Genomic DNA, 25245 nt, shown 5'->3' with positions numbered 1-25245 from the left:
GGCCAGCGGGGGAGGCAGCCCGCCATCATCGGGGACCCCACGCACCACCTCAAGCGTGCCCTCGTGCCCGTACGTCTGGCACGGACGACCCATACCCGCGGCGCTTCCTCCTGGCGTCGACCCGTTCCCTGGGTAGCCCCTGACCTCTCCCCGTGACCGGGCAGGATCGCCGCCCCGAGGAGTTCAAACAACGACAACCGGAGGTTCCATGGCACGATGGCGGAACATTCCGTCACCCTTGGAGTCCTCCCCAGGCTCCACCACCTCCCGAGGTCTGAAGTCCACGCGCTCGGGAGGAGCCCTCCACGCGACCCATGGCCCAGCAGCCTCCTGCTTCGTCCTCCCTGGCCCGCTCGACGCTCATCCACATGGGCGTGCGCATCGCGTGCATCATCGCCCTGACCACCTTCTTCAGCTACCTGCAGATCTTCAACTCCGCCCGCGACACGGCCCTCGCCCAGTTGCAGCGCAGCGTGTCGGAGCGCGCGCAGCGCGAACAGGCCATCTTCGTTCTCGCGAAGGACAACCACGCCTTCCTCCAGGAGCGACTGAAGGAACGGGTGCGCCTCTGGCGCCAACAAGACCCCCGCGCGGCCTTCGAGCGACTGTTCGCCTCCCTCCCGGATGGAACTGTCCGCAGCAGGCTCGAGGGGTTCGACGGGACCCGCATGCCGTGTCTCTTCATCCCCGCCGGACGGACCCTCGCGCCGGAGCTCCAGCGCTGGTTGCTCGCCTCCTATGAGGTACTGACCCAGTACGCCCCCGCCTTCCATGTGCGCTTCACCGATACGTACATCTCCCTGCCCGGAGGCGCGGTGATGCTGTACTGGCCCGACCGACCGAACTGGTGTCACGAGGCCACGCCCGATTTCGACGTCACCCAGTTCGAGTTCTACACCCTGAGCACGCCCGAGCAGGACCCCGAGCGGCAGACCGTGTGGTCCGGCATCATCGCCGACACCGTCGCGAAGACCTGGACCGTCTCCGCCTCCACTCCCGTGGACATGGACGGGCGACACTTCGCCACCCTCACCCACGACATCCTCATCCAGGAGTTGATGGCGCGCACCATCAACGATCACCTGCCGGATGCCTACAACATGCTCTTCCGCGACGATGGTCAGCTCATCGCCCATCCCGAGTTGAACATGGAAGGCGCGGAGACCAGCTACAACCTGCGCAGCGGCCTCCACCAAACCGCCGCTCCCTTCAGGACCGCCAACTCCAGCGCCCTGCGCCAGCACCTGTTCGCCATCTTCCAGCAGCTGCGCAATACGCCCGCCCCCCACACGACACGCATCCCCGCGTCCGGGGAGTACGCCGCCACCGCCCGCTTCAACGGTCCCGGCTGGACCTTCGTGACCCTCCTGCCCGAGTCCGTCGTGTCGCGCACCGCCCTCGGCTCGGCCCAGTACGTGCTCGTGTTCGGCGTCGCCTCCCTGCTGCTGGAGCTGGGCATCATGTCCTGGGTCCTCCGCCAGAAGATCTCCCAGCCCCTGCTGTCCTTCAGCTCCGCCGCCGACTCGCTCGCCGCGGGGGACTTCAACGTCGGACTGGACCTCACCCGCCGCGATGAGCTGGGCCGCCTGGCCCAGGCCTTCCAACGCATGGCGATCGAACTCCAGCGGCGTGAGGATGCCCTGCGTCAGGCCAACGAGGGGCTCGAACAGCGCGTGGAGCACCGCACCCGGGAACTCCAGGACGTCCACCGCCAGCTCATCGAGACCGCCCGCCAGGTGGGCCGCGCCGAGGTCGCCACCAACGTGCTGCACAACGTGGGCAACGTGCTCAACAGCGTCCATACCTCGGCGCTCATCGCCCGCGAGCGCCTGTCCGGCTTGAAGCTCGAGAGCGTGGAGAAGGTGGTCGTTTTGCTCCAGGAGCATCAGACCCACCTCGCCTCCTTCCTCACCGAGGACGAGCGCGGACGCAATGCCCTGCCCTTCCTCTCCCGACTGGGACGGCACATGCAGGAGGAGCGCGAGGAGATCAACGCCCTGCTCCATGACGTCAGCCGCTACACCGAGCACATCGGCGCCATCGTCAAGCTCCAACAGCGCTACGCCCGCGCCCCCCAACACCTGTTCGAGCCCGTCAACCTGGCGGAGCTCGTCGAGGACGCCCTGCGCATCAACCAGGCCGCGCTCGGCCGCCACTCCGTCCGCGTCCGGCGCGACCTCGAGGCCCTGCCTCCCCTGGTGACCGAGAAGCACAAGGTGTTGATGATCCTCGTCAACCTCATCAGCAACGCCAAGTACGCCCTCGAGTCCATCCCCGAGGAGCAGCGGCTCATCATCATCGGGCTGCGCCGGACCCCCGAGGCCCGCGTCCTGCTGACCGTGCGCGACAACGGCATCGGCATCGCGCCGGAGATGCTCACGCGCATCTTCCAGCATGGCTTCACCACCCGCGAGGAAGGTCACGGCTTCGGCCTGCACTCCAGCGCCCTCGCGGCCCAGGAGATGGGCGGCTCACTCACCGCCAGCAGCGAGGGGCCCGGCCAAGGCGCCACCTTCACCCTCGACCTGCCCGTCCCGTCGGATCCCCTCCCACCGCCCTCCCCCGAGTAAGCCGCCCGGTGCGTCCCCGGCGCCAGGCTGCTAAGAGGCCTGCCATGACGGACACGACCATCATCGACGGGCTGGAGGGCTTGAGGGCCGCCACGGGACGCACGCTCGGCAGCTCCTCGTGGAGCACCCTCACGGACGCGGACATCCTCCGCTTCGCCGAGGCCACCGGCGACTTCCAGTGGATCCACGTGGACCGCGAGCGCTGCGCGCGCGAGTCCCCCTTCGGTGTGCCCATCGCCCACGGCTACTTCAGCGTCTCGCGCATCGCGGGCCTCTTCTTCGAGGCCGTGGAGATCCGCGGCTTCCCGCTCGTCCTCAACTACGGCCTCAACAAGGTCCGCTTCCCCGCGCCCCTCAAGTCCGGGGAGCGCTACCGGTTGACCCTCGAGCTCAAGGAGCTCCGGGACATCGCCAAGGGCGTCGAGGGCCTGCTGCTCGCCACCATCGAGATCGAGGGCTCGCCCAAGCCCGCTTGCGCCGCGGAAGTGCTCTACCGGTTCATGCTCGGCTGAGCCCCCACGCGCCCGGAGCCTAGAGCGGCTCCCGACCATGCACCGGCAGGCTCAGCAGGAACGTCGTTCCCACGCCCACGGTGCTCTGGACCTGGATGCCGCCGCCCATCTTCTGGAGGATGGACAGGCTGATGGACAGGCCCAGCCCCGTGCCCGCGCCCGCCGGCTTGGTGGTGAAGAACGGCTCGAAGATGTGCGGCAGCACGTCCGGTGGAATGCCCGTGCCGGAGTCGGAGATCTCGATCCGGGCCCAGTCCCCGTCCCGTCGGGTGATGACCCGGAGCACCTGATCCTCGGGCTTGCCCGAGCGCATGGCGTGCACCGCGTTGATGACGAGGTTGAGGAACACCTGGCTGAGTCGTCCCTCGCTCGCGGGCACGAGCGGCAGCGCGCTGTCGTAGCGCTTGTCCACCCGCGCCACGTGCTTGAGCTCTCCGTGCGCCATGCGCAGCACCACGTCCAGGCACGCGTGCAGGTCCACCGGCGCCAGCTCCTCTCCCGCCGTGTGCGAGAAGAAGCGCATGTCCCGCACGATGTCCCGGATGCGTCGGCCGCCCGCCAGGGACTCGGCGAGGATGTCCTTCACCTCGGCGAGCATCTCCTCGGCCCGCGCCGGAATGCCTCCCGGCAAGGACTCCAGCACGTGCTCCAGCTCGTCCCGGCTCTCCTGCAGGTACGTGAGGTTGGAGAGCACGTACGCCATGGGGTTGTTGATCTCGTGGGCGATGCCCGCCGCCAGCGCCCCCATCGACGCGAGCCGCTCGTTCTGGATGGATTGCTGCTCGAGCCGCCACTTCTCGGTGACGTCGTGGCCGACCACCAGCAGCCGCCGCGTGTTGCCCGTCACCTGGAGCGAGGCGGCCAGGTCCAGCATCACCCGGCTCCCCGTCACCGTGTCCATGGGCTGGTTCTCCATCCGCACCGTGCCCACCACCCGCAGGTCCCGGAGCGCCCGGCGCAGCGGCTCGCGGTTCTTCTCCGGCGCGAAGGACTCGAAGGCGAGCCCCCGCAGCGCGTCCTCGGAGCCGCCCAACACCCGCTGGGCCACGGGGTTGAGGTCGAGCACGCTGCCTTCCTCGTTCAACAGGAAGACCGCCGCCCCGGAGTTCTGCATGAGGTAGTGGTTGCGCAAGTGCGCCTCGCGCACCTGCGCCTCCAGGCTCGCCACGTGGCGCTCCACGAGCAGCTTGGCGTCCTGCAGCGCCTGCTGCTGCCGCCGCCGCTCGCTGATGTCCGCGAAGATGCCCACCATGCCCACCACCGTGCCATCCGGGTGCTTGAGCGGCACCTTGCTCGTCAGCAGCCAGGACTCCTCGCCCGACGTGCGCGCCAACGGCTCCTCGAAAGAGATCTTGGGCTGACCCGACTCCATGACCTCGAAGTCGTCCCGGCGGTAGGCCTCCGCCTGGGCCCGCGGCATGGACAGCTCCAGGTCCGTCTTCCCCAGCAACGCCTCCTGTGACTCCAGCCCCATGTCCTGCAGGAAGTGGGGGTTGGCACCCAGGTAGGCGCCCTGGCGATCCTTCCAGAAGACCGAGTACGGAATGTGCGTGAGGATGCTGCTCAGCAGCGTGCGCTGCTCGCGCAGTTCACCCTCGATCCGCTGCCGCTCCTCCATTTCCGCCCGCAGCCGCAGGTTGAGGGCCTGCGTGCGCTCATGGGCGCGGGCCAGCTCCTCGTTGTGCGCCTGCATCGCGTGCATGCGCTCGCGCATGCGGACCAGCAGCTCGACCTGACGCGAGAGCCCCAGCAGGCTGCGCCGCTGCAGCGCCGTCAGGGTCCGCGGGCGTTGGTCGATCACACAGAGCGTGCCCAGCGCATAGCCGTCCGTCGTCCGCAGGGGCACCCCCGCGTAGAAGCGGATGAAGGGATGGCCCAGCACGAGCGGATTGGCGGCGAAGCGCGCATCGGCGTGCGCGTCCTCGATGAGGAAGAGCTCGTCGCGCTCGATGGCATGCGCGCAGAAGGAGATGCAGCGGTCCGTCTCGTCCACCCCGGGCAGGCCCACCTTCGCCTTGAACCACTGCCGCTCCTCGGCCACCAGGCTGATGAGCGCGATGGGTGCATCACACGACTCGGCGGCCAGCCGCACGATGTCGTCGTAGTCCGGCTCGGGAAGCGTATCGAGGAGGCCGGTACGCAGGAGCGCCTGGATGCGTTGGCGCTCGTCGCTCGGCGGAACAGGAGGAGTCATAAACGTGGCGAGGGGGGTACGCCTTTGAGACATAGGAACGCAGCCCTTCATCCAGACAATCCGCCGAACCGCGAAAAAGCGTCACCGGGAGTAAGGGATGTACGGGTTGACTAGCCGGACACGCAATTGGACCCGGGGGTCCAGGATGACCTTCTTCCTCTCAAATGCCCACTTTAATTCAGTGCTCGCCAAGGCCGCGTGCGCCGGTCAACGCCAGGGTCCGGCCCCCCACTCCCCGATTTGAATGGAGGATGCAGGAGCGCTCAAGGTGATGGGCCTCGTGGACCCCTCCGGGTCGAAAGGACACCCCCATGAACCGCAGGGAATTCCTCGAAGCCACGCTCGCCTTGATGGTCGCTCCGTCGGCCTTCGCCGCGAGCACGCCCGCCCCCCAGGACATCCCCCGGCGCAAGCTGGGCCGCACCGGTGAGCAGGTGTCGTGCATCGGTCTCGGTGGCGCCCACATCGGCGGACAGAAGGACGAGGCCGAGAGCATCCGCATCATCCGCGGCGCGCTCGACCGGGGCATCACCTTCATGGACAACTGCTGGGACTATCACGAGGGCCAGAGCGAGGTGCGCATGGGCAAGGCGCTCCAGGAGGGCTACCGCGCCAAGGCCTTCTTGATGACAAAGATTGATGGCCGCGACAAGAAGACCGCCGCGGCGCAGATCGACGAGTCGCTCCGGCGCTTGCGCACGGATCACCTGGATCTGCTGCAGCTGCACGAGATCATCCACGAGAACGATCCCCAGCGCTCGTTCGGGCCCGGGGGCGCCCTCGAGGCGATGCAGGAGGCGCAGAAGGCGGGCAAGGCGCGCTTCCTCGGCTTCACCGGCCACAAGTCACCCGCCATGCACCTGGCCATGCTCGAGGCCGGGCAGAAGCACGGCGTGCGCTTCGACGCCGTGCAGATGCCGCTCAACGTGCTGGATGCCCACTACGACAGCTTCGAGAAGCGCGTGCTGCCCGTGCTCGTGCGCGAGGAGATCGGCGTGCTCGGCATGAAGCCCCTGGGCGGCGCCTTCATCCTCAAGAGCAAGACGGTGAGCGCCGTGGACTGCCTGCGCTACGCCCTGTCCCTGCCCGTGAGCGTCACCATCACCGGCATGGACTCGATGGCGCGCCTGGAGCAGGCGCTCAAGGTCGCGCGCGGCTTCCAGCCCCTGTCCGAGAAGCAGATCCAGGCCTTGCTCGCGAAGACCGAAAAGGTGGCGCAGGACGGGGCGCTGGAGAAATACAAGTCGAGCACCCACTTCGATGGCACCACCCAGCACCCCGAGTGGCTGGGGTAATGCCCTCCCCCCTTTCTCTGGAGACACCATGGCCGACGCACGCAAGGGACGTGAGATCCACCTGAAGTCCCGCCCCCAAGGAGAGCCCACGCCGTCCAACTTCGAGTTGGTGGAGGTGGACATCCCCGAGCCCGCCGAGGGGCAGGTGCTCGTGCGCAACCACTTCATGTCCGTGGACCCGTACATGCGCGGGCGCATGAACGACACGAAGTCCTACGTGCCGCCCTACCAGATCGGCCGGCCGCTGGATGGCGGCGCGGTGGGCCAGGTGGTGCGCTCGCGCTCGTCCGCGTTCAAGGAGGGGGACTTCGTGGTGGGCAATGGCGGCTGGCGCGAGTACAGCGTGGGCGACGCCAAGGGCTACACCCCGGTGGACCCCGGCGTGGCGCCCCTTCAGGCGTACCTCGGCGTGCTCGGCATGCCGGGCCAGACCGCGTACGTGGGCCTGCTCGAGATCGGCCAGCCCAAGGCGGGCGAGACGGTGTTCGTGTCCGGCGCGGCCGGCGCGGTGGGCGGGCTGGTGGGGCAGATCGCCAAGGTGAAGGGCTGCCGCACGGTGGGCAGCGCCGGCTCGGCCGAGAAGGTGAAGCACCTGCGCGAGAAGCTCGGGTTCGACGCGGCCTTCAACTACAAGGACGGCCCCGCCGCCCAGGCCCTGGACGCGCTGTGCCCCGAGGGCATCGACGTCTACTTCGACAACGTGGGCGGTGAGCAGCTCGACGCGGCCCTGGGCAAGATGAAGAACTTCGGGCGCATCGCCCTGTGCGGCGCCATCTCCCAGTACAACGCCACCCATCGCCCGCCGGGCCCGAGCAACCTCGTGCTCGCGGTCGGCAAGCGGCTCACCCTGCGCGGCTTCATCGTGTCCGACCACCGCGAGCACTACGCGGACTTCGTGCGGGAGATGTCCGGCTGGCTGCGCGAGGGCAAGGTGACGCTGCAGGAGACAATCGTGGAGGGCGGCCTGGGCAAGGCGCCCGAGGCCTTCATCGGCCTGCTGCGCGGCGACAACACCGGCAAGATGCTGGTGAAGCTGGCCTGAGCGCCCCCGCTCCACGACTGTCAGGCGCCGCCCATCGCACGGCGCTCGCGGACGAGGCCCCGCCGTCCGTGGCGGGGCCCTGGAGGCGTGTCCAACCTGGATTCACGGCGAAAGCCGCGAACCCGTGGTGACAAGAGGTCCCCCATGAAGACGACCGAGACGCAGCTCAAGCGACTGTCCCTGAACAAGCAGACCCTCTGTTTGATGGAGACGCCCGAAGCGCAGCGCGAGGTCGGCGCCCAGGCCTATACCCGCGTGGTGTGTCACAGCTACGTCGGTTGCTAGGCGCCGCCGCCGCCAAAAGGCGCTAGAGTCCGGCGGTCCGCCGCCGCGATGATCCAGCTTCACGCCGTCCACCACCACTTCGGGGAGCGCCCCGTCCTGCAGGGGCTCGAGCTGCACCTGACCGAGCGCCGCGTGGGCGTGGTGGGCGGCAATGGCTCTGGAAAGAGCACCTTCGCGCGGCTGCTCAACGGCCTGCTCGTGCCCGAGCGGGGCCGGGTGCTCGTCGACGGGCTCGACACCCGCACCGACGCGCGCGCCATCCGCCGCCAGGTGGGTTTCGTCTTCCAGAATCCGGACAACCAGATCGTCCTGCCCACGGTGGAGGAGGATCTGGCGTTCGGCTTGAAGAACCTGCGCCTGCCGCCCGCGGAGATCGCGGCCCGGGTCACCGCCGCCCTGCGCCGTCATGATCTCGAGGGGCTGCGCCACCACCCCGCCCACCTGCTCAGCGGGGGCCAGAAGCAGCTGCTCGCCCTGTCCAGCGTGCTCGTCATGGAGCCGCGCTACATCGTCTTCGACGAGCCCACCACCCTCCTGGACCTGCGCAACAAGCGCCGGCTCGCCCAGGCCATCCACGCCCTGCCCCAGACGGCCATCGTCGTGTCGCACGACCTGGAGTTGCTGCACGACTTCGATCGGGTGCTCGTCTTCGAGGCGGGCCGGATCGTCGCCGACGACGTGCCCGCGGTGGCGCTCGACGCCTACGTGCGGAGCATGACGTGACGGCCGGCCTGTACCTGCACCGCGACTCGCCCCTGCACCGCGCGCCCGCGGGCGCCAAGATGCTCGGCCTGCTCGCCGCGAGCCTCGGCCTGCTCGTCTTCCCCTCGCCCCCCGTGCTCGCGCTCGCCCTGGGGGCCACCCTGGGCCTCTTCGCCCTGGCGCGCCTGCCCGCGAGCGCCCCGCTGTCCACGCTCCAGCTGCTCGCCTGGGTGCTGGTGCCCCTGTTCCTGCTCCAGGGCCTCTTGGCCGACTGGGAGCTGGCGGGACGGACCGTGGCGCGGCTCGCCGTGCTGGTGCTGCTCGCCACGCTCGTGTCGCTCACCACGCGGGTGACCGAGCAGTTGGATGCCCTGGGCCGCGCCCTGCGTCCCCTGGCCCGCTTCGGCGTGAGCCCCACCCGCCTCGGGCTGATGCTGTCGCTCACCCTGCGCTTCATCCCCCTGATGGCCACCTGGGTGGGCGAGGTACGCGAGGCCCAGCGCGTGCGGGGCCTGGAGCGCGACCCGCTCGCGCTGCTCGTGCCCCTGCTCGTCAAGACCCTGCGCACCGCGGACGCGCTCGCCGAGGCCATCGACGCGCGCTGCTTCGACGCCGAGGACCCTTCGTGAAGACCCGAGACTTCGTCCATGTCGCCCTGTTCGCCGCCCTCGTGGCCGCGCTCGGGCTGCTGCCGCCCCTGCCCCTGCCCTGGCTGCCCGTGCCCATCACCGCGCAGACGCTGGGGGTGATGCTCGCGGGCTCCACGCTCGGGGCGCGCAAGGCGGGGCTCGCCCTGGGCCTGTTCCACGTGCTCGTGGCCGCGGGCCTGCCCCTGCTCGCGGGCGGCAACGGCGGGCTCGCCGTCTACCCCGGGCCCACCGGCGGCTTCTTCGTGGGGTGGCTGCCCGCGGCCTTCCTCATCGGATGGCTCACCGAGCGCTCCTGGGCGCGCCTCACGGTGCCCCGGGCCTTCGCCATCAACGTGCTGGGGGGCATCGGCGTCATCTACGCCGTGGGCATCCCCTGGCTCGCCGTGGTCGCGGCCCTGCCCGTGTCCAAGGCCGCGCTCGGCTCGCTCGTGTTCGTTCCCGGGGACGTGGTGAAGGCGGCCATCGCCGCCTCCACCGCCGTCACCTTGAAGCGCGCCTGGCCGCTCATTCCCGCCTCGCGGCCCGCCGCGCCCCGCTGAGCTACGGCGCCCGCGGGCCCTGGAGCCAGGGCGGCAGGTGCGGGGCGAACTCGGGGTACTGGGGCCCCGACTCCGCCGGGCTCAGCCGACGGAGGCTGGAGACGCCCGCCCAGCGGCGCACCGCATCGCGCGCCATCGTGCGCTGGGGCTCGGGGAGCTGGGCGATGCTCGCGCCGTGGTTGCCGCCCGGCACCTCGAACAGGTACGAGTCCTGGGCGTTGCCGAGCGAGTAGGCCGCCGCGCTCCAGGGGTCCAGCGTGCCGTAGATGAAGAGCAGCCGCTCGCCCCGGGTGGACACCCAGTCCTGCACGTCCGCCATCGCGTTGGGCTTGAAGACGAGCGGCAGACCCGGCGGCGAGTACACGGGCGCGGTGTCGGTGTTGGGGTACTGGATGAGGCCGCCGAGGAAGGCCTCATAGGGCTGGGGCCAGCCCAGCTCCACCGCCGCCTGGTAGTAGTACGCCGCGTACTGGCCGATGCTGCCGGAGCCCGTGTCCGCGAACGTGCTCAGGCCCACCTCCGCGTCCATCTTGTTGAGCAGCTGCTGGCTGGTGGCCTCCGGACCGGGGAAGGACGAGCACGAGGACGGGTAGTTGTACTGCCAGAAGGCGAAGTAGGTCTCGATGACGGCGTGCTCCAGGGCGCGCTCCAGACCGAGCTGGTTGAAGGTCCGTCCCGTCCGGGCGCCGTAGGCCGCCAGCAGGTCCAGCATCTCCATGCGCCGCTCCAGCACCGTGCGCTGGAAGGTGTGGATGCGCTCGCGGCAGGCGCGCTGGGGCTCGCCGCCCACCGCGTCCTGGAAGGCCGGGAAGCGCTCGTCGTCCTCCCAGGCGATGGGCGCGACGTACGCCACCGTGCCGTCGATGTCCTGGGGATAGAAGCGCCGGAAGAACACCACCGTCTCGCCGCCCTTGCTGCCGCCCGTGGACAGCCACTTGCCGCCGTAGATGGGCTTGAGGGCCTGCACCACCCGGTGGAAGTCGTCCGCGGACTGCTTGATGGTCAGCTGGCTCCAGTCCTCGGGCGAGGGAATGCTCGGCGGGAAGAAGCGGTGCTCGATGGAGATCTGGTTCGAGCCCAGCAGGCGCGTGGGCTCGCTGCGGCCCGTGGACAGGTAATAGCCGCTCGTGGAGAGCACCATCGGCGCCGTGTCCGACGTGTGCCACAGCGCCAGGCGCTGGGTGAAGGACTGGCAGTCCGGACGGGTGTGATCCGCCGGCTGCACGTACGTCATGCTGAAGTAGCGGTACCCCGAGACGCCGCTGGAGCCCTCCGTCACCGTCATGCCCGGGATGGCCCGCAGCCGGACCAGGATGTCCTCCGCCGCGTTCGCGACGACGCGCGCGTCCCCCGTCGACGCCAGGGACTCGTACAAGGACGGACCACACACGCCGCCGCCCCCGTCCGGAGAACCCGTGCCTCCGTCCGTGCCCGCATCGCCCGGCTCGGAGCCGCCATCCCACCCTCCATCCACGCCCCCGTCCGGCTCGGGCTCGCCCGCGTCCACGCCCGCGTCGGCCTCGGGCGGCGGCTCGCCCGCGTCCACGCCCGCGTCGACCTCGGGTTCCGGCTCACCCGCGTCCACGCCCGCGTCGACCTCGGGAGCGGGTCCCCCCGCGTCCGGGACCTCGACCGGCGGATCCTTCATTCCCGAGTCGGGAGACTCGACGCCCGGCTCGGGCCTCGGATTGGGCGCCTCTCCACCGCACGCGGTGAGCGCGAGCCACAGACACAAACCACTGGATACGACGACGCGACGTTTCATCCCCGCCTCGGGCAATCACAGGGGCTCCGAACGAGCCCATCGAGGCGAAAGTACACCACGGAAACGACAGCGCCGTGGCCCCCCACCCGGGGCACCACGGCGCTGTCTTTCTACACGCGCATTGAAACGCTCAGTGGCGGCCCGAGCCTGGCTCCGACAACGCGCGGTGGAGCTCCGCCGTGGTGGTGAGCGGCAGCACCGACGCCGCGGCGACGAAGGCCTTGTTCTTGAGCGAGCCGGCGACGACCTTGTCCGCGCCCGCCATCAGCGCCTCGAAGCCCTGCTTCGCGACGAGCTCCGGGCTGTCCTTCTCCTGCTGGCCCACCCGGGTGTCGTCCATGCCCGCGCGGTGGAAGAAGTTGGTCTCCGTGGGGCCCGGCATGAGCGCCGTGACCGTCACGCCCGTGTCCTTGAGCTCGTTGCGGATGGACTCGGAGAAGGACAGCAGGAAGGCCTTGGAGGCCGAGTACACGGCCTCGAACGGACCGGGCATCGCCGCGGCGATGGACGAGGTGAACAGGACGCGGCCCTCGCCCCGGGCCACCATGTCCTTGATCACCCGCTTGGCCAGGTGCACCGACGAGGTGATGTTCAGGCTGATGAGGTTGAGCTCCGCCTTCAGGTCCGTCTCCCGAGCGAAGTCCCCGCCCACGCCCACGCCGGCGTTGATGGCGATCGCGTCTACTGGACGGCCCGCGTACTGGATGCGCTCGTAGAGCTTCTCCACGCCCTCGAACTCCGCGAGGTCCACCTGCATGCTCTCCACCCGGACGCCCAGCGCCTCGAGCCGCTCCGCCGCCTGGACGATGCCCGCGTCCTCCGCGACCACGAGCAGGTCGAAGCCATGCTGGGCGAACTGCCTCGCCAATTCGTAGCCGATGCCGCTCGAGGCGCCCGTGACGACCGCCAAGCGGCGTGCCTTCGTCTTCTCCACCCGTGCCATGTCCGTCCTCCTCGCCGTTTCGTGAAGTGCCTGACGGATAGGAAGGTTGGGTCTCGGAACAGTCGGATCCAGCGGCATGGGGGCGGCTGACTGGCGGCCTGCCCTCCTCACAAGGCGTCAGCCCGCGGCGAGGCCTCCCGGGGCCATGGGCCGCGAGGACGGGGTGCTCGCGGGCTGGTCGGACGCTTGCCGGAGCAGTTCGATCAGCTGGCGTCGGCCCTCGGGCAGGGGCGCTTCCACCCCGGTGAGCGCCAGGAGCCGCTGCTGGAGCACCTCGCCCGAGGGCGTGCGCCGCGCGCGGTCCTGGTGCAGCAGGTCCATGACGATGGCGTCGAGCGCGGGGGAGAGGCCCGGCACGAGCTCCGAGGGCGCCTTGGGCGTCTGGTGGACGGTGGCCATCATCATCTCGGCCTCGCTGTCGCCGGGGATGGTGCGCGCGCCCGTGAGGGCCTCGTGCAGGGTGAGGCCCAGCGCGAAGAGGTCCGCCCGCCCGTCCAGGGGCTCGCCGCGGATCTGCTCCGGCGCCATGTAGCCCGCCTTGCCCCGCACCGCCTGCGCCTGGGTGAGCGAGGCCCGGCTCGCGGCGCGCGCGATGCCGAAGTCCGACAGCTTCACCTCCCCCACGCGCGACAGGAGGATGTTGGGCGGGTTCAGGTCGCGGTGCACCAGGCCCAGGGGCTCGCCGGTCGTGTCCGCGCGGGCGTGCATGTACCCGAGCGCCCCGGCGATCTCCACGCCGAGGTACGCCACCACCGCGGGGGGCAGCCGCCGGCCCGGCACCCGCCGCAGCAGCGCGCTCAACGTGAGCCCCTGCACGTACTCCATGGTGAGGAAGAGCGTGCCCTGGTGCCGCCCCAGGTCGAGCACCTGGACGATGTTGGGATGGATGAGGAGCGAGCCCAACTCCGCCTCGCGCCGGAACAGGGCGAGGAACTCCTCGTTGTCCATGTAGGCCGGCAGCACGCGCTTGATGGCCACCTGCTTCTCGAAGCCGCCCTCGGGGCTGTACGTGGCGCGGAACACCTCGGCCATGCCGCCCGCGCCCAGCCGCTCGTGCAGGAAGTACTTGCCCATCACGTCCTTCTCGCGAATGGCGCTCAGCGCCGCCTCGGCCTTGCTCACGATGAGCCGGGCGAGCATGGCCGTCAGCGGCCCGTAGGCGAAGAGGAACACACAGCGCAGCGCCACCATGGGCGGTGACAGGGTGTTGAGGGCCTCGGGCGGAAGCCTCGGGTGGACGAGCACCAGGTAGACGGCCAGGTACTCCACCGCGGCGAGCCCCGCGGCGAAGTAGGCCAGGCCCGGGCCCGCCCGGAGCGCGCACACGACGATGAGCGCGCCCCAGATGACCAAGGGCGGCGTGGTGAGCGCGTACTCGGGGCCGTGGAAGACGCCGTCCACGACGAACACGAGCGCCGGGATGGACACGGTGATGGCGCTGTCCACCCACTGGAGCGCCGGATGGAAGCTGCCCCGGCCGAGCGCCCACAACGACAGCCCGTAGTAGAGGGCCAGCACGAAGGTCAGCCCCCCGAGCGTCAGGGACAGCCCCCAGCCAATCACCCCGGCGAGCGCCAGCGCGGCCACACACCCGAGCGAGGCGAGGCCGCACATGAACCGGGCGATGGACATCTCGCGCGGGACGACGTCCTGATCCAGGAACTCCTTCAACAACCGATTGGAGTGCGACGCGGGGGCGAGCACGGAAGCCATGGGCGCGCACTCTATCCGAGCCCTGGGCTACGCTGAGGCGCCATGTCCGACCACCTGCTGGCTCCCGAGGACGTGCGGCGCCGGCTCGAGGGTCGCCTCGAGACCGTGGAGGCCGCGCGCGTCCACTACCGGGCGCTCCAGGGCCGCCTGGAAGAGCGCCAGTGGAGGCGTCAGTTGGGACAGCAACCCGGCCTCCTCGACGAGGTGGCGGCCCGGGAGCCCGACTTCGAGGCCGCCCTGGCCGCCATCCAGCAGCTCGCCCAACGCGAGGACTGGCCCCGCGCGCACCCCGTGCTCGCCACCGTGCGCGAGGTGCTCCGGCGCCGCGACCGGCTGGACGCCCTCCTGGACCAGCGGCTCGAATCGCGCCCCTCGCCCGAGACCCCCACCCCGTCTCGCGGGGCGCGGCTCTCGCGCCTGCGCGCGCTGTGCGTCCGGACCCCCGTCCCGGACCTGGTGCCCGGAGAGATCCTCCTCACCCAGGACCCATCCCCTCCGTTCCGCGTCCCATTCCGTGCTCAGCTCGTGGGCCTGGGTCTCTTCGTGCTGAGCAGCCTGTTCCTGGGCATCTTCGCCGGATTGGTCGTCGGGGTCGTCATGTGCCTGCTGCCCGCCTTCCGTTACCGACGGCCCCGCTCCACCCGCTACTGGCTGACGCCCGAGCGGCTCGTGTGGGAGTCCGCCCCGGGAGAGCGCACGCAGGTGCTCCTGCGCGACATCCCCCCCCATGGGGTCTCCGCCCCCTTCCCGGACACGCTCCTCGTGTCGGGCCCGCACGAGACGTTCGTCCTGGGACTGGATCGCGACACGCAGCGGAGCGTGCTGACGGCGCTGGAGCTGCATCGCCGGGCGCCCCTGTTCGGCCACGCGACCCCCGAGCCCCTGCCCGACGTGGTCTGCTTTCCCGCCACCTTCCAGGCCGGCCGCCTCCGCGCGGGATGCGCGATCCTGCGCCCTGGCTTCCTCGCCTTTCTGCCCGAGGACCGGCTGGGTGACGTGTTCCAGGCGGTGACCGGTGCGCCCCGGACGGGCCTGTCCCTCGATCTGCGCCACGTCGTCGAGGCCCTGCGCCATCTGCCCACCGGCGCCGGGTTCGATGCGTGCCTCGAGCGCGCCGTGGCCCAGGCGGACGGCGTGCTCTGGAGCCCCAACGCGTGCGTGCGCTACGACACCCACCTGCCGGTGTGGAAGCGGCTGCACTTCAAGAACTTCGACGTCCCCGCCAAATCCCTGAGCGGCGCGGTGGACCGGCGCGCTCAAGACGCCGTCGAGCGGATCCTCGCCGCCTGGCCCCGGCGCTGAGCCCCGTCCGTCACGCCGCGCCCGGCACCCGCGCCTCCGCGCGCATGGCCTCCAGGGTCCGCCGGACGCCCTCCTCGTAGGACGTCTTGGGCAACGGGCCCAGCAGCCCGCGCAGCGCCGAGTCGTCCAGGAGCACGGGCTGGGTGAGCAGGTAGTGCATCTCCACGAGCTCGCGCAGGAACGGGTCGCGCAGCCCGAGCAGCCGCAGCATCAGCTTCGAGGCCACCCGGAAGCGCGGCGGCCGGCCCCCCTCGGCGAAGATGCGCTCCACCAGGGCCCGCTGGGTGATGGCGCCCGCCCCCGCCAGGTTCCAGAAGCGGCCATAGGCGCCCGGCGCTTCCGCCAGGGAGAGCACCACCGGCCCCACGTCCGGGATGAAGACGAACTCGTGCGGCGTGTCCAGGGGCCCCACCAGGTTCGCCGTGCCGCCCGACACCGCCGCCTGGAAGGCCGCGTGCAGGAAGCTCTTGTCCACTCCCGGCCCGTAGAAGTCCGGCAGGCGCAGGATGGTGCCCTGGATGCGCCCGGCGGCGTGCTCGGCGAGCACCAGGTCCTCCTGCTCCTTGCGCATCCGCCCCTTGAAGGTGTGCGGCTCGCGCGGGTGCGTCTCGTCCACCGTCGCCGTCCGGGGCCGGCCATACGGGTACACCGTGCCGATGAGCACGAGGCGCTCGACGCCCTCGGCGATGGCCGCGTCCAGCGTGCGCCGCATCAGCACCGGGTGCAGGTGGAACTCGGGGTACGGCACCCCCACGAGGTAGACGAGCGTGTCCACCCCCCGGGCCGCCGCGCGCACCGACGCCGCGTCCTCCGGGTTCCACGTCACCGCCTCCGCCAGCGGATCTCCCCCGAACGTCGCCTTCAACCCGCCGAGCGAGCGGCCCACCACCCGGTAGGGCTGCCCCCGGGCCCGGAGGGCCTCCGCGATGCTCCGACCCACGGCTCCCGCCGCTCCCCACAGCGCCAGCTTGCCCATGTCCGTGCCTCCCGTTTATCGCCGTTCATCTTGTGAACGTTGTTTAGTAAACGCCGTTCAGATAATATGACCCGTTCATCGCGTCAAGGGAGGACGCAGCGCATGGGAAGCACGGAGCGTCGGGAGCGGCAGCGGGCGGAGGTGCGCGCCGCCATCCTCCGCATGGCGCGGGACATGGTGGTGCGCGAGGGCTTCGAGGCGCTGACGATGCGCAAGCTCGCCGAGGCCATCGAGTACTCGCCCGCGGCCATCTACCTGCACTTCGAGAACCGGGACGCCATCGCCCGCGCGCTGTGCCTCCAGGGCTTCGAGGAGCTGCTGGCGCGGCTGGAGCCCGCCACCCGGGAGCCCGTGGCCTCCCGGCGGCTGCGGGCCCTGGCGGACGCGTACGTGGGCTTTGGCCTGGAGCAGCCGGAGACCTACCGGCTGCTGTTCATGACCGACCCGAAGTACACCACCGAGATCTTCCGCAGCGACGCCGACGCCGGAGGCCAGTCTTTCCAGGTGGTCGTGCGGCTCGCCGAGGACCTCCAGGCCCAGGGCGCCGTGTCCACCGCCCTGGCTCCCACCGCCCTGGCGGAGGTGCTGTGGGCCGGCCTGCATGGCGTGGTCAGCCTCAAGCTCACCTGCCCCATCTTCCCCGCCTCCTCCACCGACACCCTGGTGGAGACCTTCACCGCCCTCTGCGCCCGGACACCCGCAACCCCGTAAAACGCGTCTTGTGGGAAAATCCCTGGTTTGCCATGAAGGTGCTTCGCTCGAAGGGAGACACGATGACGACACGGTTGCGGTGGCTTACCCCCTGGATGTCCCTGCTGCTCTCCGGCTGTCTGGCCGCGGAAGAGGAGGCCCCGCCCCCCGAGCCCGCTACCGAGGCGCCCGCGGCGGAGGTGCCCGCCGTCCCGGACGCGGAGCCGGCCCTGGCGTGCACGCAGGTGAGCTTCCCCAAGACGAGCACGTGGATCTGGGATCTGGAGAACAGCGCGCTGCCCACGACCTTGTCCGCCCAGGTCTACGTCGTGGACCTGTTCGGCACGACGAGCACGAAGATCCAGGAGTACAAGAACGCGGGCAAGAAGGTCGTCTGCTACTTCAGCGCGGGCACCTACGAGAACTGGCGCGGCGATGCCAACCAGTTCCCCCAGGACACCTGGTGCACCCCGGGCGAGAACTGCGCGAAGTCCGTCCACATCCTGGGCGACTGGTGCCAGAGCGGCGGGAGCTGTGAGTGGTGGTTGGATCACCGCAAGAGCGCGGTGCGCACGGTGATGGCGGCGCGCCTGCAACTCGCGCGGGACAAGGGCTGTGACGCCGTGGAGCCGGACAACGTCGACGCCTACTCGCACGACTCGGAGATCAACTGCACCGACCAGGCCTGCTGGGGCATCACGGCGAACGATCAGCTCGCCTACAACCGCTGGCTGGCGGACACCGCGCACGCCAAGTGCCTGGGCATCGCGCTCAAGAACGACATCGACCAGGTGGCGCAGCTCGCCTCGTCCTTCGACTTCGCCATCAACGAGGAGTGCCAGCGCTACAAGGAGTGCGGCGTCTACAAGACGAGCTTCCTCGCCCAGAACAAGGCCGTCTTCAACGCCGAGTACCGCGTGGACGCCGGAGGCGACGCCATCAACTGGACCAGTTGCACCGGCACCCAGGCCACGTGCGCCTGCGGAGAGAGTGGCTTCTCCGCGGGCGAGCTGCGCACGCTCGTCTACAAGACGTCCGCCGTGCGCCACGACAACGTGGCCTTCTCCTGCAACTAGCCGCGCGTCAGGCCGCGGCGCTCGACGAGGCGACGGGCTCCTCGTCGAGGTTGGGGCCGAGCCAGCGCGCCGCCTCGTCCACGCTCAGGCCCTTGCGGCGCGCGTAGTCCGCCACCTGGTCGCGGCCGATCTTCCCCAGCCCGAAGTACTTCGCCTCGGGGTGGTTGAAGTAGAAGCCGCTCACGCTGCTCGCCGGCGTCATCGCGTAGCTCTCCGTGAGGGACACGCCCGTGGCGGCCGTGGCGTTGAGCAGCGCGAAGAGCGTGCCCTTCTCCGTGTGCTCCGGACACGCGGGGTAGCCCGGCGCCGGACGGATGCCCCGGTACTGCTCGCGGATGAGCTGCTCGTTGTTCAGGTCCTCGCTCTTGCCGAAGCCACAGAACTCGCGGGCGCGCTTGTGCATCAGCTCCGCCATGGCCTCGGCGAGCCGGTCTCCCAGCGCCTGCACCATGATGGCCGAGTAGTCGTCGTGCTTGGCGCGGAAGGCGTCCGCGAAGGCCTCCACGCCCAGGCCCGCCGTCACCACGAAGCCGCCGCAGTAGTCCAGCCGGCCCGAGTCCTTCGGCGCCACGAAGTCCGCCAGGCACAGGTAGGGCTGCTCGTGGGGCTTCTCCGCCTGCTGGCGCAGCATGCGCAGGTGGCCGAGCACCTTCGAGCGCGACTCGTCCGTGTACAGCTCCACGTCATCCCCCACCGCGTTGCAGGGCCAGAAGCCGAGCACGGCGCGCGCGGTGAAGCGCTTCTCGTCGACGATGCGCTTGAGCAGCGCGCGCGCGTCGTCATAGAGCTTGCGCGCCTCGGCGCCCACCTTCTCGTCGTCCAGGATGCGCGGGAAGGCGCCGTACAGCTCCCAGGCGTTGAAGAAGGGGCCCCAGTCGATGAAGGGCACCACGTCCCTGAGGGGCACGTCCTGGAACACCCGGGTGCCGAGGAACTCGGGCCGGGGGATGTCCACCGAGCCCCAGTCATAGGTGGCCCGGCGCGCCCGCGCCTCCTCGAGCGGCAGGAGCCGGCGCCGCACCCGGCGCGCGGTGAAGTCCTCGCGGGCCTGGCGCTGCTTGTCCCCCACCTCCGCGAGGAAGCGCGGCTTCTGCTCGGGCGACAGGAGGGCGCTCACCACGTTGACCACGCGCGAGGCGTCCAGCACGTGCACGACGCCGGGCCCGTACTCGGGCGCGATCTTCACCGAGGTGTGGGGCTGGCTGGTGGTGGCGCCGCCGATGAGCAGCGGCACCTCGAAGCTCAGGCGCGTCATCTCCCGGGCCACGTTCACCATCTCGTCGAGCGACGGGGTGATGAGGCCCGACAGGCCGATGACGTCCACGCCCTGGTCACGCGCCGTGGCGAGGATCTTCTCGCACGACACCATCACGCCCAGGTCGATGACCTCGTAGTTGTTGCAGGCGAGCACCACGCCCACGATGTTCTTGCCGATGTCGTGCACGTCGCCCTTCACCGTGGCGAGCAGCACCTTGCCCTGCGAGCGCGCGGCCCCACCGGCCGCCACGTGGCGGCGCTTCTCCTCCTCCATGAAGGGCGTGAGCCAGGCCACCGCGCGCTTCATCACCCGCGCGGACTTCACCACCTGCGGCAGGAACATCTTGCCCGCGCCGAACAGGTCGCCCACCACGCGCATGCCGTCCATGAGCGGGCCCTCGATGATGTCCAGGGGCCGCGTGTAGAGCAGCCGCGCCTCCTCGGTGTCCACGTCGATGAAGGCGTCGATGCCCTTGACGAGCGCGTGCGACAGGCGCTCGGCCACCGGCGCCTTGCGCCACGCCAGGTCCTCCTTCAGCTCCACCTTGGAGCCGCCGCCATCGCGCGCCTTCATCTCGTCGGCGAGCGCGATGAGCCGGTCCGTGGCGTCCGCGCGGCGGTTGAGCAGCACGTCCTCCACGCACGCGAGCAGGTCCTTGGGAATCTCCTCGTACACGCCGAGCATGCCGGCGTTGACGATGCCCATGTCCATGCCCGCGAGCACCCCGTGGTACAGGAAGGCCGCGTGGATGGCCTCGCGCACCGGGTTGTTGCCCCGGAAGGAGAAGGAGACGTTGGACACGCCGCCGGACACCTTGGCGTGCGGCAGCGTGGCCTTGATGAGGCGCGTGGCCTCGAAGAAGTCCACCGCGTAGTTGTTGTGCTCCTCGATGCCCGTGGCCACGGTGAGGATGTTGGGATCGAAGATGATGTCTTCCGGCGGGAAGCCCACCCGGTCCACCAAGAGCCGGTAGGCGCGCGTGCAGATGCGCACCTTGTCGTCGCGCGAGGCCGCCTGGCCCTGCTCGTCGAAGGCCATGACCACCGTGGCGGCGCCATAGCGGCGGATGAGCCGCGCGCGGCGCAGGAACTCCTCCTCCCCGTCCTTGAGCGAGATGGAGTTGACGATCCCCTTGCCCTGGATGCACTTGAGGCCCGCCTCGAGCACGCTCCACTTGGAGGAGTCGATCATCAGCGGCACCCGGCAGATCTCCGGCTCGGCGGCGATGAGGTTGAGGAACTTCACCATCGTCGCCTCGCCGTCGATGAGCGCCTCATCCACGTTGATGTCGAGGATGTTGGCGCCCGACTCCACCTGCTGGCGGGCGATGGACAGACAAGCGTCCCAGTCCCCAGCCTTGAGGGCCTTGGCGAACTTCGGAGAGCCGGTGATGTTGGTGCGCTCGCCAACGAGCTGGAAGCGCGTAGCCTGGTTCGTCACGGCGGGGTCTTCTTTCTCCGGATCACGGAACGAGGAGCGGCTCGAGACCACTGAGCCTCAAGGTGTGCGAGGGCGGCTGGGCGGCGCGTCGGGCGAAGGCGCGCACGGAGTCGGCGATGGCGGCGATGTGCTCGGGCGTGGAGCCGCAGCAGCCGCCCACCATGTTCACCCAGCCCTGGCGGGCGAAGTCGCTCACCTGGCGGGCCATGTCCGCGGGCGTCTCGTCGTAGCCGCCGAACGCGTTGGGCAGGCCCGCGTTGGGGTAGCAGGTGACATGGCACTCGGCCACCGCCGACAGCTCCTGCAGGTAGGGCCGCATGTCCTTGGCGCCCAGCGCGCAGTTGATGCCCACGCTGAAGGGCCGGGCGTGCCGGATGGAGTGGTAGAAGGCGGTGATGGTCTGCCCGGACAGCGTGCGCCCCGAGGCGTCCGTGATGGTGACGGACACCATCACCGGCACCCGCACGCCCAGCTCCTCGAAGCAGCTGTCGATGGCGAAGAGCGCCGCCTTGGCGTTGAGCGTGTCGAAGATGGTCTCCACGAGCAGCACGTCCACCCCGGCGCCGAGCATGGCGCGCACCTGCTCGGCGTAGGAGGCCACCACCTCGTCCCAGTTCACCGCGCGGTAGTCCGGGCGGTTGACGTCCGGGGACATGGACAGCGTGCGATTGAGCGGGCCAATGGCTCCCGCCACGAAGCAGCGGCGGCCCGGCGTGGCGGCCTCGGCGGCCACCGCGGCGCGGCGCGCGCACTGTACCGCCGCGGCGTTCAGCTCCGTCACGATGTGGCTCAGCTCGTAGTCCGCCTGGGCGATGGACGTGCTGCTGAACGTGTTGGTCTCCACCATGTCGGCGCCCGCGGCGAAGTAGCGCCCGTGGATCTCCTCGATGATGTCCGGCCGCGTGAGGCACAGCAGATCGTTGTTGCCCTTGAGATCCTTGCCGTGCGCCTGGAACCGAGCGCCCCGGAAGTCCGCCTCGCCGAGCGGGTAGGTCTGGATCATCGAGCCCATGGCGCCATCGAGCACGGCGATGCGCTGGGAGAAGAGCTGCTCGAGTTCCTGGGCGGTGTGCGCGGGTCGGATCATGACGCTCTCGTGCCAGAGGACGACTGGCGAAGGGGAATGGGGACCGCGAGCGACTCGGAAGCGGCGCGCGTGCCCGTGAGGAGGAAGGCCTTGAAGGGCGAGGCCACGTCGCGCGGCGCCGCCACGAGCGTGGGCGCCTCGAGCCCCGCCTCGCGCATCGACTCGCGCAGCGTGTCCGGCTCGAAGCCCAGGTGCTGGTGCCCCAGCCGCGAGCGCACCCACTGCTCGTCGTGCGGCAGGAGCTCCAGCACCACCATGCGCCCGCCAGGCTTGAGCAGGCGCGCGCCCTCGGCCAGCACCCGCTCGCAGGACTCCACGTGGTGCAGGCTCTGCGAGAGCACCACCAGGTCGTACGCCGCGCTCTTGAGCGGCAGCGCCTCCAGGTTGGCCTCCAGGTAGGTGATGTTGTGCAGGCCGAGCCGCTCGGCCTCCGCGCGCGCCTTGCCCAACGCGGACGCGCTGCGGTCGATGGCCGTCACGTGCCGGGCCCAGCGCGCCAGCTCCACCGTCAGCACGCCCGTGCCACAGCCGAAGTCGACCATGTCCAGGGGGGGCAGCAGGCTCGCGAGCGCCGCGGCCCACAGCCGCCAGGACTGGCCGGGCTCGAGCAGCTTCTCGTTGAGCGTGTGCACGTCCTCGCGCCGCCGCAGCAGCTCCGTGAGCCGGGCCAGGTCGCCGTGCTCGTCGGGGGCCTCCTTGGCCAGCCGGATGAGGGGCCAGAGCGGCGCCTTCTCGTCCACCGCCAGCGAGTAGTAGGTGAAGCCGCCCTGGCGCTCCTCGCGGATGAGGTCCAACGCCTTGAGCCGCGTCAGGTGGTGCGACACCGACGACTGCGCCACCCCCACCAGCGACACCACCTCGGACACGTTGAGCCGTGCCTCGCCCACCAGCCGCAGGATGCGCAGCCGCGTGGGGTCTCCCAGGGTCTTGAAGGCTTCGGTCAGCTCCTGCATCTCGACGTATGAATATACGTCGATGCCGCCGGGGCCTCAAGGGGGAACATCAAGGAGAACAAGGGGTTTCCCGCTCGACCCCCCACCCGGGCTTCCCGGGCTGTCACATTTCCCTGGGAGACGACCACGTCGTGGCCCGCCGCGCGGACCGGACGAGCTCCGCGATCTCCCGGGAGGTCAGGCAGGACGGCCGCCGCACGAGCATGAGCAGCAGCTCCGCGTCGGAGATCACGTCGAGGGCGGCCGGGGGGGCCTTCACCGTCAGCTCCGGCTCCACGAACACCAGCAGGCCCCGCACCTCCAGCGCGCGCCGTCCGCTCGCGGCGAGCAGCCGGTCGTGCACGTCGCGCACCCGGGCCTCCAGGTGCTCCAGGTAGTTCTGGGGGAAGGTGTTCACCCGGATCCGCTCGCCCTCCACGCGCACGGGCCCGCTCACCCACCGGGTGTCGAGGACGAAGACGCCGGCCGGGCCGATCACGAGGTGATCCACCGGCGGGCCCTGGGGCCCCACCTTGAGATCATGCAGGGCCGTCCAGCCCTGCGTCTGGAGCGAGTCCAGGAGGCTCGCGACGTACTCCTCGCCCGCGGCGCCCTGGGCCCAGGGCTGCCGCCGCGCCGTCTCCACGAAGGCCCTGTTCGCCGACAGCCGCGCCCCCGCCCCGCGCCGGCCACGCCCCTGCCGCCGTGCCTTCTCGAGTTCCCGCATGCCCCTGGCCTCCCCGGATGTCATCGTCGAACCCACGTGCGACCACCTCACGGCCGCCAGGGTACGGGGCCGGTCTGACGCTTTCCCGACGGACGCGGGTACAGGGGGCGTCCCCCGACGGGAGGCCAACAGGTACCTTGGACGCCACCCATGAGCCCCCACCCCACCGAGTCGCAGGCCGTGCTGCGTGTGCAGCGCAAGAGCCTCCACGCCTGCGCGCTCTTCTTCCTCGTGGGGATCTGCTTCTTCCTGGTGGTGGAGAAGAACGTCACCTGGCCCCTGGTGGCGTTGCAGCTCGGCTGCAGCGCGAGCTTCGCGGCCCTGGCGCACGCCCTGGGCCGGGGCTGGGTGGGCCCGGGGACCACGAAGCTGGGCTCGGTGTTCATCGGCATGGTGGCCGCCACGGCGCTCGTGCACCTGAGCGGGGGCCCGGCGAGCCCCTACTTCCAGGTGTTCGGCGCCCTGCCCTGCCTCATCGCCATGTTCACCCCGGAGGACCGCCTGCCCACGCTGCTCAGCGGGGCGATGACCCTGGGCGCCGTGCTGCTCCTGGACACGCAGGCGGGCCTGCCCCCGCGGCTCATCGTCATGCAGCTCACGGGCTTCACCCTCTTCACCGCCCTGTCCCTGTTCGGCACGCGGACCTACCGGCGCATGGGCGACGCCAAGCGCGAGGCCCAGCAGGAGCGCGTCCAGGCCCTGGAGCGGCTCGCGGAGAGCGAGCGCCTGCGGATGCGCGCCGAGCGCGAGCGCGCGCAGGTGGAGCGGCTGGTGCTCGTGGGGCAGCTCGCCGCGGGCGTGGCGCACGAGGTGAACAACCCCCTGGCCTACGTGAAGGCGAACCTCGCCCACCTGGAGCGCGAGGCGCGCGACGCGGCCCGGCCCCTGGATCGCGCCGAGTTGTGTGAGGTGCTCGCCGAGACGCGCCAGGGCGTCTTGCGCATCCAGCAGATCGTCCTGGACCTCAAGGGCTTCGCGCGCGCGGGCGAGGAGGAAGGCGGCGGGCGGATCGAGGAGGCGCTCCAGGAGGCGCGGCGCCTGGCCTCGGTGCGTCTGGGCGGACGCGGCGAGGTGCGGCTGGCCATGGCCTCCGGGCTTCCCGAGGTGCGGCTGGGGCAGCGGCACCTGGTGCAGGTGGTGCTCAACCTGCTCATCAACGCGATGGACGCGGTGGAGGGCGCCGATGCCACGCGCCTGGCGCGGATCGACATCGGGGCGCGGGTGCTCGGTGACACGGTGCAGTTGGAGGTGGAGGACAACGGGCCGGGCATCGCCTCGGACGTGCTTCCCCGGCTCTTCGACCCCTTCTTCACCACCAAGCCGCCCGGCAAGGGCACGGGGCTGGGATTGGCCCTGTGCCGCGAGTACGTCCTGCGCGTGGGCGGCACACTGCACGCGGAGAACCGCGCCCAGGGCGGTGCCCGCTTCGTCCTACGGCTGCCGCGAGCCCTCGCCGCCCCGGTCCCCAACCGGCCAGCGGAGCGCAACCGGGCGTCCGGGTCGGTCCGGAGTGTTACACCCCTCGCATCATGATGAGGGACGAATCG

The 25245-nt window shown here is 70.5% G+C and carries 21 protein-coding genes; 12 read left to right on the top strand and 9 right to left on the bottom strand.

Annotated features, from left to right (window positions below):
• Window positions 1-314 precede the first annotated feature (314 nt).
• Together I3V78_RS18365 and I3V78_RS18360 are read left to right on the top strand one after the other, a co-directional pair.
• Complete coding sequence (locus tag I3V78_RS18365; RefSeq protein ID WP_239576477.1) at window positions 315-2570, top strand: sensor histidine kinase; 2256 nt, start codon at window positions 315-317, stop codon at window positions 2568-2570.
• A gap of 44 nt (window positions 2571-2614) precedes the next feature.
• Window positions 2615-3082 carry a MaoC family dehydratase gene (locus I3V78_RS18360; RefSeq protein ID WP_204489770.1) on the top strand — a complete coding sequence of 156 codons (468 nt, stop codon included), beginning with the start codon at window positions 2615-2617 and terminating at the stop codon, window positions 3080-3082.
• A gap of 19 nt (window positions 3083-3101) precedes the next feature.
• Here the strand turns inward: I3V78_RS18360 and I3V78_RS18355 are convergent, their stop codons facing one another.
• Window positions 3102-5276, bottom strand: a complete 2175-nt coding sequence (locus I3V78_RS18355) for a PAS domain-containing protein (RefSeq protein ID WP_204489769.1) — start codon at window positions 5274-5276, stop codon at window positions 3102-3104.
• Window positions 5277-5587: 311 nt separating this feature from the next.
• Between I3V78_RS18355 and I3V78_RS18350 the strand changes: the two genes are divergently transcribed.
• The 6 genes from I3V78_RS18350 to I3V78_RS18325 all read left to right on the top strand — a co-directional run bounded on the left by I3V78_RS18350 (window position 5588) and on the right by I3V78_RS18325 (window position 9789).
• Window positions 5588-6571, top strand: coding sequence for an aldo/keto reductase (locus I3V78_RS18350; RefSeq protein ID WP_204489768.1), 984 nt, complete (start codon window positions 5588-5590; stop codon window positions 6569-6571).
• Between the two features lie 28 nt (window positions 6572-6599).
• Window positions 6600-7613 (top strand): NADP-dependent oxidoreductase, encoded by a 1014-nt coding sequence (locus I3V78_RS18345; RefSeq protein WP_204489767.1) that lies wholly within the window; start codon window positions 6600-6602, stop codon window positions 7611-7613.
• Between the two features lie 144 nt (window positions 7614-7757).
• Window positions 7758-7898, top strand: coding sequence for a hypothetical protein (locus I3V78_RS18340; RefSeq protein WP_204489766.1), 141 nt, complete (start codon window positions 7758-7760; stop codon window positions 7896-7898).
• Between the two features lie 48 nt (window positions 7899-7946).
• On the top strand, window positions 7947-8621 hold the full coding sequence (locus I3V78_RS18335) for an energy-coupling factor ABC transporter ATP-binding protein (protein WP_204489765.1): 675 nt from the start codon (window positions 7947-7949) through the stop codon (window positions 8619-8621).
• A complete protein-coding gene (locus I3V78_RS18330; RefSeq protein WP_204489764.1) occupies window positions 8618-9229 on the top strand; it encodes a CbiQ family ECF transporter T component in 612 nt (203 codons plus the stop codon). The genes I3V78_RS18335 and I3V78_RS18330 overlap by 4 nt, the downstream gene beginning before the upstream one ends.
• The gene (locus tag I3V78_RS18325; RefSeq protein WP_204489763.1) at window positions 9226-9789 is read left to right on the top strand and encodes a biotin transporter BioY; all 564 of its coding nucleotides are present in this window, start codon (window positions 9226-9228) and stop codon (window positions 9787-9789) included. The genes I3V78_RS18330 and I3V78_RS18325 overlap by 4 nt, the downstream gene beginning before the upstream one ends.
• 1 nt (window position 9790) lies before the next feature.
• Here the strand turns inward: I3V78_RS18325 and I3V78_RS18320 are convergent, their stop codons facing one another.
• From I3V78_RS18320 to I3V78_RS18310, 3 genes are all read right to left on the bottom strand, one after another.
• On the bottom strand, window positions 9791-11554 hold the full coding sequence (locus tag I3V78_RS18320; protein ID WP_204489762.1) for a S28 family serine protease: 1764 nt from the start codon (window positions 11552-11554) through the stop codon (window positions 9791-9793).
• A 130-nt stretch (window positions 11555-11684) separates the two neighbouring features.
• Entirely contained in the window at window positions 11685-12497 is an 813-nt protein-coding gene (locus tag I3V78_RS18315; RefSeq protein ID WP_204489761.1) for an SDR family NAD(P)-dependent oxidoreductase, read from the bottom strand.
• 117 nt (window positions 12498-12614) lie between these two features.
• Complete coding sequence (locus I3V78_RS18310) at window positions 12615-14210, bottom strand: serine/threonine-protein kinase (protein WP_204489760.1); 1596 nt, start codon at window positions 14208-14210, stop codon at window positions 12615-12617.
• A 42-nt stretch (window positions 14211-14252) separates the two neighbouring features.
• On the opposite strand from I3V78_RS18310, the gene I3V78_RS18305 reads away from it, so the two are divergent.
• On the top strand, window positions 14253-15512 hold the full coding sequence (locus I3V78_RS18305; RefSeq protein WP_204489759.1) for a hypothetical protein: 1260 nt from the start codon (window positions 14253-14255) through the stop codon (window positions 15510-15512).
• 10 nt (window positions 15513-15522) lie between these two features.
• Here the strand turns inward: I3V78_RS18305 and I3V78_RS18300 are convergent, their stop codons facing one another.
• Window positions 15523-16488, bottom strand: a complete 966-nt coding sequence (locus I3V78_RS18300) for an NAD-dependent epimerase/dehydratase family protein (protein WP_204489758.1) — start codon at window positions 16486-16488, stop codon at window positions 15523-15525.
• A 102-nt stretch (window positions 16489-16590) separates the two neighbouring features.
• Here I3V78_RS18300 and I3V78_RS18295 point away from each other — a divergent pair, with 102 nt between their 5' ends.
• Together I3V78_RS18295 and I3V78_RS18290 are read left to right on the top strand one after the other, a co-directional pair.
• Window positions 16591-17199, top strand: a complete 609-nt coding sequence (locus I3V78_RS18295; protein WP_204489757.1) for a TetR/AcrR family transcriptional regulator — start codon at window positions 16591-16593, stop codon at window positions 17197-17199.
• A 62-nt stretch (window positions 17200-17261) separates the two neighbouring features.
• Window positions 17262-18254: an endo alpha-1,4 polygalactosaminidase gene (locus I3V78_RS18290; protein WP_204489756.1), complete on the top strand. Its 993-nt coding sequence runs from the start codon at window positions 17262-17264 to the stop codon at window positions 18252-18254.
• A 7-nt stretch (window positions 18255-18261) separates the two neighbouring features.
• Here the strand turns inward: I3V78_RS18290 and metH are convergent, their stop codons facing one another.
• The 4 genes from metH to I3V78_RS18270 form a co-directional block, all read right to left on the bottom strand.
• A complete protein-coding gene (metH, locus tag I3V78_RS18285; RefSeq protein ID WP_204489755.1) occupies window positions 18262-20952 on the bottom strand; it encodes a methionine synthase in 2691 nt (896 codons plus the stop codon).
• A gap of 22 nt (window positions 20953-20974) precedes the next feature.
• Entirely contained in the window at window positions 20975-22039 is a 1065-nt protein-coding gene (locus I3V78_RS18280; protein ID WP_204489754.1) for a homocysteine S-methyltransferase family protein, read from the bottom strand.
• A complete protein-coding gene (locus I3V78_RS18275) occupies window positions 22036-22992 on the bottom strand; it encodes an ArsR/SmtB family transcription factor (protein ID WP_204489753.1) in 957 nt (318 codons plus the stop codon). Before I3V78_RS18275 ends, I3V78_RS18280 begins: the two co-directional genes overlap by 4 nt.
• A 103-nt stretch (window positions 22993-23095) precedes the next feature.
• Window positions 23096-23698 carry a nuclease-related domain-containing protein gene (locus tag I3V78_RS18270; RefSeq protein ID WP_204489752.1) on the bottom strand — a complete coding sequence of 201 codons (603 nt, stop codon included), beginning with the start codon at window positions 23696-23698 and terminating at the stop codon, window positions 23096-23098.
• A 150-nt stretch (window positions 23699-23848) separates the two neighbouring features.
• Here I3V78_RS18270 and I3V78_RS18265 point away from each other — a divergent pair, with 150 nt between their 5' ends.
• Window positions 23849-25231 carry a sensor histidine kinase gene (locus I3V78_RS18265; protein ID WP_204489751.1) on the top strand — a complete coding sequence of 461 codons (1383 nt, stop codon included), beginning with the start codon at window positions 23849-23851 and terminating at the stop codon, window positions 25229-25231.
• The last annotated feature ends 14 nt before the right edge of the window (window positions 25232-25245 follow it).

The organism is Archangium primigenium, assembly GCF_016904885.1.
Lineage (GTDB): Bacteria > Myxococcota > Myxococcia > Myxococcales > Myxococcaceae > Cystobacter > Cystobacter primigenius.
The sequence above is the reverse complement of the archived record's forward strand: the minus strand, read 5'-3'. Positions and strand labels throughout refer to the sequence as shown.

Excerpts from the sequence above, each read along its gene's own strand:
- I3V78_RS18305 (WP_204489759.1), top strand. The coding sequence starts at position 14,253 with ATGTCCGACCACCTGCTGGCTCCCGAGGACGTGCGGCGCCGGCTCGAG.
- I3V78_RS18340 (WP_204489766.1), top strand. The coding sequence starts at position 7,758 with ATGAAGACGACCGAGACGCAGCTCAAGCGACTGTCCCTGAACAAGCAG.
- I3V78_RS18320 (WP_204489762.1), bottom strand. The coding sequence starts at position 11,554 with ATGAAACGTCGCGTCGTCGTATCCAGTGGTTTGTGTCTGTGGCTCGCG.
- I3V78_RS18275 (WP_204489753.1), bottom strand. The coding sequence starts at position 22,992 with ATGCAGGAGCTGACCGAAGCCTTCAAGACCCTGGGAGACCCCACGCGG.
- I3V78_RS18345 (WP_204489767.1), top strand. The coding sequence starts at position 6,600 with ATGGCCGACGCACGCAAGGGACGTGAGATCCACCTGAAGTCCCGCCCC.
- I3V78_RS18295 (WP_204489757.1), top strand. The coding sequence starts at position 16,591 with ATGGGAAGCACGGAGCGTCGGGAGCGGCAGCGGGCGGAGGTGCGCGCC.
- I3V78_RS18270 (WP_204489752.1), bottom strand. The coding sequence starts at position 23,698 with ATGCGGGAACTCGAGAAGGCACGGCGGCAGGGGCGTGGCCGGCGCGGG.
- I3V78_RS18335 (WP_204489765.1), top strand. The coding sequence starts at position 7,947 with ATGATCCAGCTTCACGCCGTCCACCACCACTTCGGGGAGCGCCCCGTC.
- I3V78_RS18350 (WP_204489768.1), top strand. The coding sequence starts at position 5,588 with ATGAACCGCAGGGAATTCCTCGAAGCCACGCTCGCCTTGATGGTCGCT.
- I3V78_RS18360 (WP_204489770.1), top strand. The coding sequence starts at position 2,615 with ATGACGGACACGACCATCATCGACGGGCTGGAGGGCTTGAGGGCCGCC.
- I3V78_RS18280 (WP_204489754.1), bottom strand. The coding sequence starts at position 22,039 with ATGATCCGACCCGCGCACACCGCCCAGGAACTCGAGCAGCTCTTCTCC.
- I3V78_RS18355 (WP_204489769.1), bottom strand. The coding sequence starts at position 5,276 with ATGACTCCTCCTGTTCCGCCGAGCGACGAGCGCCAACGCATCCAGGCG.
- I3V78_RS18300 (WP_204489758.1), bottom strand. The coding sequence starts at position 16,488 with ATGGGCAAGCTGGCGCTGTGGGGAGCGGCGGGAGCCGTGGGTCGGAGC.
- I3V78_RS18315 (WP_204489761.1), bottom strand. The coding sequence starts at position 12,497 with ATGGCACGGGTGGAGAAGACGAAGGCACGCCGCTTGGCGGTCGTCACG.
- I3V78_RS18365 (WP_239576477.1), top strand. The coding sequence starts at position 315 with ATGGCCCAGCAGCCTCCTGCTTCGTCCTCCCTGGCCCGCTCGACGCTC.
- I3V78_RS18310 (WP_204489760.1), bottom strand. The coding sequence starts at position 14,210 with ATGGCTTCCGTGCTCGCCCCCGCGTCGCACTCCAATCGGTTGTTGAAG.
- I3V78_RS18290 (WP_204489756.1), top strand. The coding sequence starts at position 17,262 with ATGACGACACGGTTGCGGTGGCTTACCCCCTGGATGTCCCTGCTGCTC.
- I3V78_RS18265 (WP_204489751.1), top strand. The coding sequence starts at position 23,849 with ATGAGCCCCCACCCCACCGAGTCGCAGGCCGTGCTGCGTGTGCAGCGC.